Origin of the sequence: Brevibacterium sp. S22 (assembly GCF_004745485.1) — a bacterium.
In the GTDB taxonomy this organism is placed as follows: Bacteria; Actinomycetota; Actinomycetes; order Actinomycetales; family Brevibacteriaceae; genus Brevibacterium.
Genome location: NZ_RHFG01000031.1, coordinates 25,779 through 41,243 on the forward strand (window position 1 = coordinate 25,779; position 15,465 = coordinate 41,243).

Below are 15,465 nucleotides of genomic sequence, written 5' to 3' on the forward strand. Positions count from 1 at the left end.
GTGATGAATACGCAAGAGGCGTTGGACATCCCCCAGCAGGGGACCGCAAGTGAGCCCCAGGAATTCCCGGAACCGGCACCCCTGGCTTCGCACGGGCCCGCCCGCATCATCGCGATGGTCAACCAGAAGGGCGGGGTCGGGAAGACGACCTCGTCGATCAACCTCGGCGCGGCCCTGGCCGCCTACGGCCGCAAGATGCTGCTCGTCGACTTCGACCCGCAGGGCGCTCTGTCCGTGGGGCTGGGACTCAACCCCTATGAGCTCGACATCAGCATCTACAATCTGCTGATGAACCCGCGGCTGGACCCGCACGAGGTCATCGTCGAGACGGATTTCGACAACATCGACATCCTGCCGGCGAACATCGACCTCTCCGCTGCCGAAGTCCAACTCGTCGGCGAGGTCGCCCGCGAGCAGGTGCTCGCCCGTGCCCTGTCGAAGGTCGCCGACGAATACGATGTCATCCTCATCGACTGCCAGCCCTCGCTGGGACTGCTCACCGTCAACGCGCTGACCGCCGCCCACGGTGTCGTCATCCCGCTCGAGACAGAGTTCTTCGCACTGCGCGGTGTCGCGCTCCTCGTCGAGACGATCGAAAAGGTCCAGGACCGACTCAACCCCTCACTCGAGGTCGACGGAATCCTCGCCACGATGTTCGACTCGCGGACCCTGCACTCGAAGGAAGTCATGTCGCGGGTCACCGAAGCCTTCGGTGACAAGGTCTTTGAGACCGTCATCAACCGCACCGTGAAGTTCCCCGATGCCTCTGTGGCAGCCGAACCGATCACGAGCTTCGCGCCCAGACACGCGGGCTCCGAAGCCTACCGTCGACTCGCCCGGGAGCTCATCGCCCGCGGAGGCGCGCCCTGAGCGACTCCGCAGTCCACGAGCAGGAAGCGGCTTCCGTTTCAGATGAGGCCGCTTCTGGCGAAGTATCCGCGGATGTCGAAGGCGTCGCGGCTCCCGAAAGAGACGCAGATGCTGAAGGAACCACGAGTGCCGAAGGAGATGCTGCCGGCGATGACGCCGCGCAGGGTTTCCAGGTGCGGTTGGAGAACTTCACCGGCCCCTTCGATCTGCTGCTGGGGCTGATCTCCAAGCGCCGCCTCGACGTCACGGAGATCGCACTGGCCGAGGTGACAGACGAGTTCATCGCCTACACCACCGAGCTCAAGGACCAGGCGAACCTCGCCGAGATCTCCCAGTTCCTCCTCGTCGCCGCGACCCTGCTCGACCTCAAGACCGCACGACTGCTGCCGCACGAAGACGGTGAAGAGGTCCTCGACCTCGAACTGCTCGAGGCCCGAGACCTCCTCTTCGCTCGACTCCTGCAGTACAAGGCGTACAAATCCGTGTCCGGCTACCTCGCCGAGGCGATGGCCGCCGGATCAATCCGCGCCCCGCGCGATGTCGGACTCGAGGCCGAGTTCCAGGACGTGCTGCCTCCGCTGGAGCTGAACATCGGCCCTGGTGAGCTGGCCGGGATCTTCGCCACTGTGCTCCAACGTGATCACACCCCGCCGAGCGTGGCCGTCGACCATATCCACCTGCCGCTGGTCAGCGTGTCCGAACAGCGCGGGCACATCCTCGCACTGCTGCGCGCCGGAGACGTCGACTTCCAGGATCTGCTCGAAACCGCCGACAACACTCTGGTCGTCGTGGCGAGGTTCCTCGCCCTGCTCGAGCTGTTCAAGGTCGGACTCTGCGACTTCGACCAGCCAGAACCTTTGGGACGACTGCTCATCCACCGCACGGAGATGAACGAGGACGGAGTGGACCTGCGCACCGAAGGCGCCTGGAGCGCCGACGAAGACGAAGACGACGTTGGGGGAGAAGAAGCATGATCGACGATGAGATCCTCGCCGGCGTCGAAGCCGTACTCATGATCACTGATTCGGCCGTCAGCGCCGCCGACCTCGCGAGTTCTCTCGGACTCGACGAGGACACCGTCCTCGAAGCCGTCCGCACCCTCAAAGCCGACTACGACGGCGACGAGAACCGGCGACAGCGCGGGTTCGAGATCCGCCACGTCGCGGGAGGCTTCCGCATCTTCTCCCGCGGCGACTACCACGAAGTCGTCAAGGACTTCCTCACTGCCGGGCAGAGTGCGAAGCTGTCCCAAGCAGCACTCGAGACTCTCGCCGTCATCGCCTACCGGCAGCCGATCTCCCGCCCCCGCATCGCCGCCATCCGCGGAGTCAGCGTCGACGGCGTCATCCGCACCCTGCTGCTGCGCGGACTCATCGTCGAAGCCGGCAAGGAGGCATCCACCTCGGCGCTGCTCTACGCCACTACCCCCCAGTTCCTCGACACGATGGGCATGAACGCGATCGACGATCTGCCCGACATCGCCCCCTACCTGCCCGAAGACGCCGATGTCGCCGAACTCGGCAACGAGGACACCGAGGTGCTCGCCGAGATCGACGACGGCCTTGACGAGGACGACGATCTTCCGGCCGTCCCGCACACACATGACGCCGGCGCAGCGGAGGTCACCGGCGACGATATCGCCGATGACAGCGCCGAGATGTCACGAGTCGCTGATTGATTTGAGAGAATGGAAGTATGAGTCCCTACCGTGATCACCGCGCCCCCGGCGGGCGCCAGAACCGACCCAGCCGAAAACAGCGCGCAGCGACCGCCGATCAGGCCTCCAAGAAGGGCGGTTCGGGTGCCGGTCAGGCATCGGATGCCCACGTCAGCGGGGGTGTGCGGCTGCAGAAAGTGCTCGCCGAGGCGGGCCTGGGCTCACGTCGTGCCTGCGAACAGCTCATCGTCGAGGGACGGGTCGAGGTCGACGGCAGCATCGTGACCGAACTGGGCACCCGGATCGACCCCGAAACGCAGTCCGTGTATGTGGACACAGTGAGAATTTCGACACAGACCAAGAAGGTCTACCTCGTGCTCAACAAGCCCGCGGGAGTCGTGTCGACCATGAGCGATCCCGAAGGTCGGCCCTGCCTGGCCGACTATGTGCGCAACAACACCGAGCGCCTCTTCCACATCGGTCGCCTCGACACCGAAACCGAAGGCATCATCCTGCTCACCAACGACGGGGAGCTGAGCAACCGCCTGGCCCATCCGCGTTATGAGATCCCGAAGACCTACCTCGCGAAGGTCAAAGGCCAGCTGGCGAAGGACGCCGGGGCCATCCTCAAGGCCGGAATCGACCTCGAAGACGGTTTCGTGAAGGTCGATGACTTCAGACTCGTCGATTCGGCCCCGGGCAAGTCCGTCGTCGAACTCACCCTCCATTCCGGCCGCAACCGCATCGTGCGCCGCCTGCTGGCCGAGATCGGCCACCCGGTCGAACGCCTCGTGCGACTGAAGTTCGGACCCATCGTCCTCGACGAGCAGAAGCAGGGCAAGATCCGCCCGCTGCGCTCCGATGAGGTCGGTGCACTGTTCGAGGCCGTCGGTCTGTGAGAGTCCACATCATCGGCACCGGCCTGCTCGGTGCCAGCCTGGGGTTGGCGTTGAGCGCAAAAGGCCACCAGGTGACCCTCGAAGACACGTCGCCGACCGCGCAGCAGCTCGCCGCGGACCTCGGCGCCGGAGATGTCGGTGCGCCCGCACACCCGGACATCGTCGTCGTCGCGACCCCGCCCGATGTGGCCGCCCAGGTCATCGCCGCAGCGCTCGAGGACTACCCGAACGCCACGGTCACCGACGTCGCCAGCGTCAAGACCCGCCTGCTCGAAGCGGTGCGGGAACTGGTCACCGCTGACCAACTCGATCGATATATCGGCTGCCATCCGATGGCCGGACGCGAGAAGTCCGGGGCGATCGCCGCACAGTCGGACCTCTTCACCGCCCGACCATGGGTGATCTGCTCGGATGAGGACACACCGGCCGACCGCCTCGGCGAGGTCATCGCCATGGCTGAGGACACGGGCGCCTCGGTGCTCCACCTGGACCCGCGCATCCACGATGCCGCGGTGGCGAAGGTCTCGCATGTGCCGCAGATCGTGTCTTCCCTGGTGGCCTCCCAGCTGCGGCATGCGCCCCTGGAGGAGATCTCCCTGGCCGGGCAGGGCCTGCGCGATGTCACCCGCATCGCCGCTTCCGATCCGGGTCTGTGGACGCAGATCCTGACCGGAAACGCCGAGGAGGTCCGGTCCGTGCTCGTGGATCTGCGGACCGAACTCGATGAGGTCATCGGGGCGCTGGAACTCGGTCCCGGGTCGACCGGGCTGCTGGCCAAGGCGATCGCCTTGGGCAATGAGGGTCATGACCGGATTCCCGGCAAGCACGGGCAGGCGCCGACCACCTATGCTGTTGTCACGATCCTGGTTCCGGACAGGCCGGGGATGCTGGCCCGGCTGTTCATGGACATCGGCGACCTCGGTGTCAATGTCGAGGACTTCCGGATGGATCACGCCTCCGGTCGGAAACTGGGCATGGTCGACGTGTCCGTGGTCCCGGCCATCCAGCAGGAGCTGGAGATCGGTCTGCTGTCCAAGGGATGGCAGATCCCCGAATCCGCCATTGAGAGAGAAGGAACTGCATGAGCGTCGTAGCCATTGACGGACCGTCCGGAGTGGGCAAGTCGAGCACCGCCAAGGAGGTGGCGCGACGGCTGGGCTGTCAGTACCTCGACACAGGTGCGATGTACCGGGCGATGGCGTGGCTGTGCCTCAACCGCGGGGTCACAGATCCCGTCGACGTGCTCGAGCAGGTCCGCGGTGCGGATCTCGAGATCTCGCTGAGCCCCGACGAATTCTTCGTCTCCGTCGACGACATCGACGTCACCGAGGACATCCGCGGGGAGGACGTGTCGGCGAACGTGCAGACGGTCTCCGGCGTCATCGACGCCCGCGAGGAGCTCATCGAGATGCAGCGGGACTACATCAAGGCCGCACCCGAGGGCATCGTCGTCGAGGGCCGTGACATCACGACCGTCGTGGCCCCGGACGCCGATGTGCGCATCCTCATGACCGCCCGCGATGAGGTCCGTGTGGCCCGCCGGGCCAAGGAAGTGCACGGCAATGCCGACGCCGAGGCGGTCGCCGCCACCCAAGACCTCGTCACCGGCCGTGACGCCAAGGACTCCGCCACGACGAGCTTCCTCGAGGCCGCCGACGGAGTGTACACACTCGATACCAGCGACATCGACTTCGACCAGGTGGTCGAGACGGTGCTGCAGCTGGTGAAGGACTCACAATGAGCGAATCCGAATTTCACGAGACACCTGATGACGACCTCGTCGATCGTGTCGAGGGCATCAGCGACGAGGAGGCCGAGCAGCGGGCGACCGCGCTCGAGGCCGGACTCGAAAGCTATGCGCTCGAGGACGAGGACCGTGCGCTGCTGCGCGCCTATGGCTTCGACGAGGATGAAGACGAGTCGCTCGGCGCCGCACCGGTGCTGGCCGTCGTCGGCCGTCCCAACGTCGGCAAGTCGACATTGGTCAACCGCATTCTCGGCCGTCGCGAGGCCGTCGTCGAGGATGTCCCCGGAGTCACCCGTGACCGGGTGAGCTACCGGGCGGAGTGGAACACGAAGGAGTTCACCCTCGTCGACACCGGCGGTTGGGATCAGGACTCGAAGGGCATGGCCTCGCGCATTGCGATCCAGTCCGAGGTCGCCGTGGACATGGCCGACGCCGTCGTCCTCGTCGTCGATGCCACGACCGGCCCGACCTCGACCGATGAGATGGTCGTGAAGATGCTGCGGCGGAAGAAGAAGCCGGTCCTCCTCGCGGCGAACAAGGTCGATGACGAGCGCGGTGAGCTCATGGCTGCCGAACTCTGGGGCCTGGGTCTCGGTCAGCCCTGGACCGTCTCTGCTCTGCATGGTCGGGGAGTCGCCGATCTGCTCGACGAAGTGCTCACGATCCTGCCCGAGGTCTCGGCCGTCGACACCCGTGTCGAAGAGGGCGGACCCCGTCGGGTGGCTCTCGTCGGTCGCCCGAACGTCGGCAAGTCGTCCCTGCTCAACCAGCTCATCGGCAGCGACCGGGTGCTCGTGGACAATGTCGCCGGAACCACTCGCGACCCCGTCGATGAGCTCATCGAGCTGGGTGAGAAGCAGTGGCGCTTTGTCGACACCGCCGGTATCCGCCGTCGTGCCCATCAGGCCAGCGGCGCTGATTTCTACGCGGCGCTGCGCACGCAGACCGCACTCGAACGCGCTGAGGTGGCCCTCGTCCTTATGGAGGTCCAGGACCCGCTGAGCGAGCAGGACGTCCGCATCGTCACGACCGCCGTCGAGGCGGGACGTGCCGTGGTGCTGGCATTCAACAAGTGGGATCTGCTGGATGAGGAGCGTCGCTTCTACCTGGAGCGGGAGATCGAACGGGACCTGGGCCATGTGGCGTGGGCACCGCGTGTGAATATCTCGGCGAAGACCGGACGTCACGCCGAGAAGCTCGTACCGGCGATGGAAGCAGCGCTCGAGGGGTGGGACACCCGCATTCCGACGGGTCGACTCAATGCGTTCCTCGGCGAGCTGGTCGCGGCCAACCCGCACCCGGTGCGGGGAGGCAAGCAGCCGCGCATCCTCTTCGGCACTCAGGCGCAGTCGCGTCCGCCGAAGTTCGTGCTCTTCACCACCGGCTTCCTCGACCCCGGCTATCGCCGGTTCATCATCCGTCGTCTGCGTGAGACCTTCGGATTCAAGGGCACACCCATCGAGGTGTCGATGCGCATCCGCGAGAAGCGTCGGGGACGCTGAATGAACGAGGACGAGCAGACGAAGTCATCGGGTGCCGCTGACGGTGCCGACGACACCACCGGCGATGCCGCGCACTCGGCCGAGTCTGCGTCGTCCTCAGAATCGGTCACGGAAACTGGTTCGGAATCGAGCACGCCGGTGCACGCTGCGGTCGGCACGGACGGGCGAGTCTCCTCCGTGGGGGAGCCTTCCGGTTCTGCCGCCTCAGTGGGGGAATCTTCGGGTTCTTCAACCTCAGCCGGCGAGCGGGACGGTCGAGCCGCCTCGGTGGGGGAATCTTCGGGTTCTGCAGCCTCGGTGACGGCGGGCTCTTCCTCCGCCTCCGGTGAGGAATCGGTCGACGCCGACGGGGCTCGACCCTGGCATGCGCGGCCACCGGCACGGGCCTTGATGATTGCGGTGACTCTGGCGGGGCTGGCCTATGCGCTGATGTTCTTCCGCGGACTCCAGGACATCGTTGCTCCGGTGTTTCTCGCACTGAACTTCTATATCGTCGTCTACCCGGTGCAGCGCATGCTCACCAGGATCAAGGTGCCGCGGGCGATCGGGGCGTGCATCTCGGTCGTCCTCGTGCTGTGCATGATCGTCGCGTTCTTCGGACTCACCGCATGGTCGGTCGCCGAGCTCGTCATCCTCATCCCCAGCTACAGCAACGAACTCGTCAACACATACCAGAACACATTGGGGCTGCTCTCGGACATCGGGGTGACGTCCTCGGTGATCCAACAGCAGCTCTCGGCTTTCGACGTCCGCTCCGTCCTCGACGCGATCTACCCGCTGCTGACGAACGTGTCCTCGGTCGCCGGACTGCTGACCACGGTGATCATGGCGGTGTTCTTCGTGGCGATGGATTCGATGGGCATCGACAGGCGGATGGGGATGCTGCTCGACGCGAAGCCCTCGCTGGCGGCGTCGATCGGTGACTTCGCCAGCGGTGTCCGCCGCTACTGGGTGGTGGCCACGATCTTCGGCCTCATCGTCGCTTTCCTCGATGTCATCGCATTGGCGATCATCGACGTTCCGCTCATCTGGGTGTGGGGCGTGCTCGCTTTCCTGACGAACTACATCCCGAACATCGGATTCGTCATCGGCCTCATCCCGCCGGCGCTGCTGGCGCTGGTCGACAGCGGCTGGCAGTCGGCGCTGTGGGTGGTCATCGCCTACAGTGTGCTCAACTTCGTCATCCAGGCGATCATCCAGCCGAAGTTCACGGGCGAATCCGTCGGCGTCACCCCGTTGGTCTCGTTCCTGTCGCTGCTGTTCTGGGTCTGGATCCTCGGTTGGCTCGGGGCCCTGCTGGCGCTGCCGGCGACCCTGCTGATCAAAGCGCTGCTGGTCGACGCGGATCCGAAGGCCAGATGGGTCAATATCCTTCTCGCATCGGATCCCGATACCGGCCGGGCCGAACTGGTCAAGGGGATGAAGGAGCCTGTGGCGGCGGCCTGAATGGGTCCGTGGACTCGGTTCGATAGGGCCCGCGGGGTTCGCACGAAGGGGCCCGCAGCGTCTGCTCGAAGCTGCCCGCGCTCACACTCGGAGTCTCGGTTGTCCGTCAACCCCTCGCACTGTGACGACAGAGTGGTTAGCATGAAGTATGGCGACACTACTGAGTATCCATCCGGAGAACCCGCAGGACCGACTGATCGAGAAGGCCGCCGAATCCCTCAGAAACGGTGGCCTGATCGCCTATCCCACGGATTCCTGTTATGCCCTCGGCTGTGCCTTGGGCAACAAGGAAGGCATCGAACGGATCACCCGCATCCGACACCTCGGCTCGAAGCACCATTTCACGCTGATGTGCCACGACTTCGCCCAACTGGGTCAGTTCGTCATCGTCGGCAATTCCGACTTCCGTGCCATCAAGTCGATGACTCCGGGGCCGTACACGTTCATCATGAAGGGGACGAAGGAAGTTCCGCGTCGGATGATGCACCCGAAGAAGCATTCGGTCGGTGCGCGGATTCCGCAGAACGTCACGGCACTCGCCCTCGTCGAGGCGATGGGGGAGCCGATCCTGTCCTCGACGCTCCTGCTGCCAGGTGACGAGGATCCGCTGACCCACGCCGAGGATGTCATGGATCAGCTCGGCAATGACCTCGACATCGTCATCGAGTCCGGTGTGCCAGGTGTCGTGCCGACTTCGGTCATCGATTTCACCGGCAAGTTCCCCGAAGTGGCCCGAGTCGGAGCCGGGGACGTCTCCCGGTTCGTCGACGAGTGAATGTGGCGGGGCGACTTGCGTAGCGAACCGATCGTGCCCGGCTGAACACGCCGGACTGACAGACAGCACGCCGGACTGACAGACAGAACGAGTCAACGGAATCTCGCCGAGGTGGCTGGGCCGCCTCGGCGAGATTTCCTATCGACGTTCTTGCCTCCCCGGTCGGGAAATCCGCGCGTGTTTCTCAGAGGCCGAGATAGGCAGCCTGCACCTCAGGGTTGTTGAGCAGCCGTGAGGCATCATCGGCGAGGACGATCCGCCCCTCAGCGAGGACATATCCTCGGTGGGCGATCGCCAGCGATGCCTTCGCATTCTGCTCACTGAGCAGAACTCCGATTCCATTGCGATTAATCTGGGCGACCGATTCGAGGACTTGCTCGACGACGATGGGCGCCAAACCCATCGACGGCTCATCCAGGATCAGCAGGCTCGGATCCGACATCAGCGCTCGGCCGATCGCTACCATCTGCTGTTGTCCGCCGGACAAGGAGCCTGCCGGCTGCTTCGACTTCTCCTTGAGGATCGGAAACAGATCGAGGACTTCAGCGTAGATCTCTTCGGTTCGAGAACTGTTCCGGTGAGGGTAGGACCCCAGACGCAGGTTCTTCTCCACCGACATCTTGCCGAAAAGATGGCGACCTTCGGGACAGTGCGCGATACCGGCCTTGACGATCGCGTTGGGACGGGCTCGATGAAGCTGTCGTCCCTCGTAGGCGATCGACCCGGCACGTACACGCATCAGTCCGCTGATGGTTTTGAACAGAGTGGTCTTGCCGGATCCATTCGCTCCGAGGATGACGGTGAGCTCTCCGGGGCGAGCAGTGATGCTCACGCCATGGAGCACATCGGTCGCATCGTATCCGGCGCTGACATTGTCGAGCGTGAGCATCAGTTCTCCTCCTGTGCAGTCGAACCGAGATAGGCGCGGATGACGTCCGGATCGGATTGGATCTCCGCTGGTACACCGAGCGCCAGCTTCTGCCCGTGGTCGAGGACGAGGATCGTGTCCGCGAGGTCCATGATCATTGTCATCTTGTGTTCGACGAGGAGGACGGAGACCCCTCGCTGCGGCAATGACCGAATGAGATTGCCGAAATCGACAGTTTCCTCTTCGGGGATGCCGCCGGCGGGTTCATCGAGCAGTAGCAGCTCAGGCTCCGTGGCCAACGCCATTGCCACTGCGGTGCGCTTCTGCACCTCCTGCGGAACATTGGACGCCAGATCGTGTTGGTATTCCGCGACCCCGCAGAACTCAAGAGCTTCCACAGCCTTGTCTTCGTTGATGCATGTCTCACGTCGGTGGCGAGGTGTGTGGAAGACAGCGTCGAAGACGTTGGACTTCGAACGGACGATCCGACCGGCCAGGACGTTCTCCAGCAGGGTGCTGTCATCGAACAGGTTCGTTGTCTGGAATGTGCGGGCAATGCCGCCGGCCACAGTACGGTGCGGGGACGAATGAGTGATGTCCTCACCCTTGAAACTGATGGTCCCGGCAGTGGGCCGATAGAAACCATGGACAAGGTTGAACAGGGTTGACTTGCCGGCACCATTGGGACCGATGACCGCGGTGATCAGACCCTCCTCGACGTCCAGGCTCACGTCCTTGACCGCATCGAGTCCGCCGAAGCGCTTACCGAGGCCGCGTATTTCAAGCAATGTCATTTCGTCTCCTCGGAAGAGGTGGTGTCTCCGGACCGGCTGGCATTCGACTCGGCCCCGCCCGCGACGTTCCGTTCGGGTCGGTAGTCCGGCTCGTCGGAGTTCGAAGAGTCTGCCGAACCACGATCGTCTTCGGCTCCGCGAGCTTCTTCCACCCTGCGTCGTCGACTGCGTTTGTCGACGAACCCGCCGAGGTAGCCGATGATTCCTCGCGGTGCGAAGATCACGAGGGCGACGATGATGGGTCCCAGCACGATGAATCGATAGGCCTGGAAGTCCTGGAACAGTTCGAACAGGAACGTCACGATCATGCTTCCAAGCAGGGGGCCGGCGACCGTGCCCATTCCTCCGACGAGAATGAACATGAGGAACTCGAAGGTCTTGTCGATCGATGCCGAATCGGGTCCGATGAAGCCGACCACAGTCGCATAGAGTCCTCCGCCGATTCCTCCGAAGACGGCCGATGCGGCGAACGCGAGCTGTTTGCTGAAGCCGACGCGCACACCGATCGCATCCGCCAGGTCTTCGCTCGTTCTGATGGTCAGCAGTGTGCGGCCCACGCTAGAGCGGCGAATCGCATAGGTCGTGTAGACACAGACGAGCAGGATGGCGAAGACGAGGTAGAACATCGCAACCGGAGACTCGAAGTCGACGAGTCCTCCGCCTTCGGGGAATTTCACATTGTTGACTCCGGAATGTGCGTGGGTGACGGACTCCCAGCGGCTGATCACGAGGAAGATGATGAAGCCGATCGCCATTGTGAAGATGGCGAAGTACTCATCCTTGGTCCGCAGCGCAAGGAGTCCGCAGAGGTAGCCGATCACCGCGGTTCCGATGACGGACACGACGAAGGCTGCCCAGAACGTCCACTCGTAATCGGTGGTGAGCAGCCCCACCCCATAGGCTCCGATGCCGAAGAATCCGCCTTGGGCCAGGTTCAGCTGTCCCGTGAAGCCGAGGATGATGTTGAGACCGTAGACTGCGATCGCCGCACACATGCCGACGGTGATCACCCGCATCGTGTAGTTCTCCTGCGCAAACGCCAATGGTGTCAGGCCGAGGAGGATGATGACGGCGATGGTGCCGATGATTCGAGGATTCTTCATTGAGTTCATCGCTGCACCGCCTTCGTGAACAGTCCATTGGGTTTGATGGCCAGTACGGCGACGAGAACGACGAAGGCCACGGTCTCTCCGACTGCTGAGGAGATGTAGGTCGCCGTCATCGTCTCTGCGATGGCGAGTGCGAAGCCGCCGACAATGGCACCCGGAAGTGATCCGAGCCCGCCGAGGATGATGATGGCGAACACCTTGAGATTGAGTGCGTCGCCCATCGTCGGCGACAGGAGATTGATCGGCGCGACGAGGCCGGCCGCGATGGTGGCCAGAAGGGCCGACAACCCCAGCGTCAGCATCGCCACCATCGAAGGGTTGATGCCGACAAGAGAGGCTCCGACGCGATCCTGTTCGATCGCTTCGATCGTCTGACCATGGATGGAACGCTTGATGAACCACGCCAACAACGCCAGGACGATCACAGCGGTGACGATGATGACGATCCGCTGCGCAGAGATCTCGGCGCCGAGAATTCGCAGCTCGCCGGTGATCGGTGTGTCCATGCGACGGAAGTCAGCGCCCCAGATGGCCTGGGCCAGTGCTTGGAAGAAGAACATCGCGCCGACGGCCGCGATCATGTGGTGAGTGTGCGGGGAGTTGCGCAAGGGGTGGAAGACGAGGCGCTCGAGCCCGACCCCGACGACGAAGAGCATAATCGCCGCGATGCCGATCGCGGCGATATAGGGAACGCCGACGGTTGTGAGGAAGAAGTAGGTGATGTAGGCACCGAGCATATACAGCGCACCGTGGGCAAGATTGGGAATGCGCAGCACTCCGAACACCAATGTCAGACCGATCGCAGCAAGGCAGTAGACGCCGCCCAGCGCGAGGCCATTGAAGAGTTGTTGGATGAAGAGGGTCATGATCAATCGGGTCCTCTGCAGGCATGAGTGCGGCCAGGGTGAGGCACACTGATGTGCCTCACCTTCAGAACAGCCGCTGACGGAAGTTACTTGTCGTCGGATACCTGTTCGATCGGCACCTTTGTGTACTCACCGTCCTCATCGAGGAAAGTTGCCTCCAGGTTGGGACTGAGTAGGTGGCCCTGTTCCGTGATTTCATCGGGGAAGCCATTGACCTTGTACTTGTCATCAACTTCCGGCAACGCCTCATTGATTGCCTCGCGAATCTTCTCGGGGTCGTCCGTCGTCCCCGCAACTTCCATCGCCTTCGCGATAATCGCGATTCCTTGGTAATTCAGCGCCGTCTCGCTGGTCGGGACCTTCTTTTCGCCGGCTTTCTCCCCGAACTTCTTCAGGAAGTCCTCGGTACCCGGATCTTCATACTCGGAGACGGGCAGGACTCCGACCGAATTCTTGAGATTGTCGAGCTTCGTCACCGTCGCCATCTCATCCAGCTTCGCCTGATCCATCACGAGGAAGCTGCCCTCGAAGCCCTGCTTGCGAGCTTCTTCCATGATCAGAGCAGTCGGTTGGGATGGGCCGCCGACGAAAATCGCGTCAGGCTTCTCAGCCAGGGCTTTCGAGACGGGGCCTGCGAAGTCGGACACGGTGGCGTAGTCGATGCTGTTGTCTCCGCCGATCTTCCCGCTGGCCTCGCTCCAGGCGTCCGTGATCGACTTGGTCCACTGCTGCCCGTACTCGCTCTGAGTTCCGAGCAAAGCGAGCTTCTCGCCCCCATGTTTCATAGCGGTTTCGGAGAACTCCTCAGCATAGGACTCGAAATTCGGAGGAATCATCATCGTCAGAGGGTTGTCCGCTTGTACGATCGCCGGATCGGAGGTGTACGCGGAGATCAGGAAATTCGACCTGCCGCTGTTGATCTGCTGAATCGCCTTGATCGCTCCTGCATTTGGGGAGACTACTACAGGGGCCTCGTCCTGATCGGCCAATCGCTGAGCATTGCTTGCAGCGGTGGATGGTGCGTATTTGTCGTCGAGGGATTTCAACTCCAGCGTGACAGGATTGCCATCCACTTCGACACCATCTGCATTGAGGTCGTCGATGACCATCTCGAGGCCGATCTTCACATTCTCGCCGTAGGCGGCACCTCCTCCGCTGAGCGGTCCAGTGTAGCCGATGACGACTGTGTCGCCCTCACTTGAGCTACCACCACCGCATGCTGTGGCAGTCAATGCGATTGCACCCAAAACTGCGGCTGCCGAAAGCCTGCGGCGGCGACTTCGCGAGATAGAGTCCATCTTTTCTCCTTTGAAAAGCTCCTGGAACGAGGTCATTCCACACGTTGTTCGAGTTGTCATCAGTGACAGTTCTCGGAGTCGTCGTCCATCCGAAATGGACTTCGACTGATGTGAACACTTCCAAATCGTCCTGGTGAAGTCAATGGTTTTGGGCTAGATTTTTGAACGTTCGATAATCTTCAAAGCTGAAGCAGGACTGGAGAGTATAAGTCGAGGTCGGGAGCCACACGAGCCGAGATCTGCAGCTTGAGTTCGAGATGCTGAAGCATCCGACGCACTACGAGTCTGAAAGGTGAGCAAACAATCGTTCAGTGACGGAGTTGGTCTAAAGTGGGCATGACATAGTGGGAGACCTGAGTCACATCAGGTCAAGTGCAGACGCGAAACGCAGTTGAGCACTGGGTTCCCTACTGCAATATCAACATCATCTTGAGGAGCTTGTTCATGACTCGTACAGCAATCGTCACCGGTGGAGGCCGCGGCATCGGCGCCGCCATCGCCAAGCGGCTCGGAGCCGACGGACTCAAGGTCGCCGTTCTCGACATGGGCCCCACCGATGAGACCGTCGCCGCCATCAAGGGAGCCGGTGGCGAAGCTCTCGGCCTCGAAGCCGACGTCTCCGACGAGGACTCTGTCAATGCTGCGGTCAAGCAGGTGGCCGAGACCCTGGGCGCGCCGACGGTTCTCGTCAACAACGCCGGCATCCTTCGCGACAATCTCCTGTTCAAGATGACCTACGAGGAGTTCAACAAGGTCCTCTCCGTCCACCTCGGCGGGGCCTTCCTCATGGCCAAAGCCGTGCAGTCGTACATGGTCGAAGAGAAGTTCGGGCGCATCATCTCGATGTCCTCCACCTCGGCGCAGGGCAACCGCGGACAGACGAACTACTCCGCCGCCAAGGCCGGTATCCAAGGCATCACGAAGACCTGGGCGATCGAGCTCGGCAAGTTCGGCATCACCGCGAATGCCATCGCTCCCGGCTTCATCGAAACCGATATGACCAAGGCGACTGCAGAGCGAGTGGGGATGGGCTTCGAAGAATTCGTCGAAGCGTCGGTCCAGCAGATTCCTGCGGCCCGTTCTGGCAAACCGGAGGATATCGCCCACACAGCGTCGTTCCTCGCGTCCGAAGGCTCCGGATTCGTCTCCGGCCAGGTCATCTACGTTGCCGGTGGCCCGAAGGACTGACCCTCGGCACCACCAACAGATCTTCGGTTCGAAGTTCGACAACCGACGAAGTCGCAATGCACTGTTCGACAACTTGGAAGGGACAGACCCATGAGAGAAGCAGTCATCGTCTCGACGGCGCGTACGCCGATCGGCAAGGCATACAGGGGTGCCTTCAACGACACCCAGGCCCAGGAACTCGCGGGGCACGCGATCAAGCATGCCGTGGACCGTGCCGGCCTGGAAGGAGGAGAGGTCGAGGACGTCGTCCTCGGCGCGGCTCTGCAGCAGGGCAGTCAAGGTACGAACGTGGCTCGGCAGGCAGCTCTGCGAGCCGGTCGGGACTGATGCAGGGTTAGGTGACATCTAATCTGGCTTGTTCATAGGCAAGCCTGGAAGGATAGACACCATGCCACAGCCCTACCCGAAAGAATTCCGCGACGACGTCATCCAGGTCGCTTTGAACC

16 protein-coding genes are annotated in these 15,465 nt (G+C 62.7%); 11 read left to right on the forward strand and 5 right to left on the reverse strand.

All coding sequences use genetic code 11. The annotated features are described in order from the left end of the window. Nucleotides 1-3: 3 nt before the first annotated feature. The 9 genes from EB835_RS17745 to EB835_RS17785 all read left to right on the forward strand — a co-directional run bounded on the left by EB835_RS17745 (nucleotide 4) and on the right by EB835_RS17785 (nucleotide 8,896). Nucleotides 4-870: a ParA family protein gene (locus tag EB835_RS17745; protein ID WP_135810778.1), complete on the forward strand. Its 867-nt coding sequence runs from the start codon at nucleotides 4-6 to the stop codon at nucleotides 868-870. Between the two features lie 173 nt (nucleotides 871-1,043). Next, complete coding sequence (locus EB835_RS17750; protein ID WP_240688834.1) at nucleotides 1,044-1,844, forward strand: segregation and condensation protein A; 801 nt, start codon at nucleotides 1,044-1,046, stop codon at nucleotides 1,842-1,844. Further along, nucleotides 1,841-2,548, forward strand: coding sequence for an SMC-Scp complex subunit ScpB (gene scpB, locus EB835_RS17755; RefSeq protein ID WP_135810779.1), 708 nt, complete (start codon nucleotides 1,841-1,843; stop codon nucleotides 2,546-2,548). Before EB835_RS17750 ends, scpB begins: the two co-directional genes overlap by 4 nt. A 17-nt stretch (nucleotides 2,549-2,565) precedes the next feature. Further along, nucleotides 2,566-3,426 carry a pseudouridine synthase gene (locus EB835_RS17760; RefSeq protein WP_135810780.1) on the forward strand — a complete coding sequence of 287 codons (861 nt, stop codon included), beginning with the start codon at nucleotides 2,566-2,568 and terminating at the stop codon, nucleotides 3,424-3,426. Next, nucleotides 3,423-4,511, forward strand: a complete 1,089-nt coding sequence (locus EB835_RS17765) for a prephenate dehydrogenase (protein WP_135810781.1) — start codon at nucleotides 3,423-3,425, stop codon at nucleotides 4,509-4,511. The genes EB835_RS17760 and EB835_RS17765 overlap by 4 nt, the downstream gene beginning before the upstream one ends. Continuing rightward, nucleotides 4,508-5,167, forward strand: a complete 660-nt coding sequence (gene cmk, locus EB835_RS17770; RefSeq protein ID WP_135810782.1) for a (d)CMP kinase — start codon at nucleotides 4,508-4,510, stop codon at nucleotides 5,165-5,167. Before EB835_RS17765 ends, cmk begins: the two co-directional genes overlap by 4 nt. Further along, complete coding sequence (gene der, locus EB835_RS17775; protein WP_135810783.1) at nucleotides 5,164-6,675, forward strand: ribosome biogenesis GTPase Der; 1,512 nt, start codon at nucleotides 5,164-5,166, stop codon at nucleotides 6,673-6,675. The genes cmk and der overlap by 4 nt, the downstream gene beginning before the upstream one ends. Beyond that, the gene (locus EB835_RS17780; protein ID WP_240688835.1) at nucleotides 6,676-8,121 is read left to right on the forward strand and encodes an AI-2E family transporter; all 1,446 of its coding nucleotides are present in this window, start codon (nucleotides 6,676-6,678) and stop codon (nucleotides 8,119-8,121) included. Nucleotides 8,122-8,269: 148 nt separating this feature from the next. Further along, nucleotides 8,270-8,896 carry an L-threonylcarbamoyladenylate synthase gene (locus EB835_RS17785; RefSeq protein WP_135810784.1) on the forward strand — a complete coding sequence of 209 codons (627 nt, stop codon included), beginning with the start codon at nucleotides 8,270-8,272 and terminating at the stop codon, nucleotides 8,894-8,896. Nucleotides 8,897-9,080: 184 nt separating this feature from the next. On the opposite strand, the gene EB835_RS17790 is transcribed toward EB835_RS17785, so the two are convergent. The 5 genes from EB835_RS17790 to EB835_RS17810 all read right to left on the reverse strand — a co-directional run bounded on the left by EB835_RS17790 (nucleotide 9,081) and on the right by EB835_RS17810 (nucleotide 13,867). Next, complete coding sequence (locus EB835_RS17790) at nucleotides 9,081-9,785, reverse strand: ABC transporter ATP-binding protein (protein ID WP_135810785.1); 705 nt, start codon at nucleotides 9,783-9,785, stop codon at nucleotides 9,081-9,083. Beyond that, nucleotides 9,785-10,558 (reverse strand): ABC transporter ATP-binding protein, encoded by a 774-nt coding sequence (locus EB835_RS17795; RefSeq protein WP_135810786.1) that lies wholly within the window; start codon nucleotides 10,556-10,558, stop codon nucleotides 9,785-9,787. The genes EB835_RS17790 and EB835_RS17795 overlap by 1 nt, the downstream gene beginning before the upstream one ends. Further along, entirely contained in the window at nucleotides 10,555-11,661 is a 1,107-nt protein-coding gene (locus EB835_RS17800; RefSeq protein ID WP_240688836.1) for a branched-chain amino acid ABC transporter permease, read from the reverse strand. Before EB835_RS17800 ends, EB835_RS17795 begins: the two co-directional genes overlap by 4 nt. A 5-nt stretch (nucleotides 11,662-11,666) precedes the next feature. Then, nucleotides 11,667-12,533, reverse strand: coding sequence for a branched-chain amino acid ABC transporter permease (locus EB835_RS17805; protein ID WP_135810788.1), 867 nt, complete (start codon nucleotides 12,531-12,533; stop codon nucleotides 11,667-11,669). 86 nt (nucleotides 12,534-12,619) lie between these two features. Continuing rightward, entirely contained in the window at nucleotides 12,620-13,867 is a 1,248-nt protein-coding gene (locus EB835_RS17810) for an ABC transporter substrate-binding protein (RefSeq protein ID WP_240688837.1), read from the reverse strand. Nucleotides 13,868-14,275: 408 nt separating this feature from the next. On the opposite strand from EB835_RS17810, the gene EB835_RS17815 reads away from it, so the two are divergent. Both EB835_RS17815 and EB835_RS17820 read left to right on the forward strand, forming a co-directional pair. After that, complete coding sequence (locus tag EB835_RS17815) at nucleotides 14,276-15,019, forward strand: SDR family oxidoreductase (protein ID WP_135810789.1); 744 nt, start codon at nucleotides 14,276-14,278, stop codon at nucleotides 15,017-15,019. Nucleotides 15,020-15,109: 90 nt separating this feature from the next. Beyond that, entirely contained in the window at nucleotides 15,110-15,346 is a 237-nt protein-coding gene (locus tag EB835_RS17820; RefSeq protein ID WP_240688838.1) for a thiolase family protein, read from the forward strand. The last annotated feature ends 119 nt before the right edge of the window (nucleotides 15,347-15,465 follow it).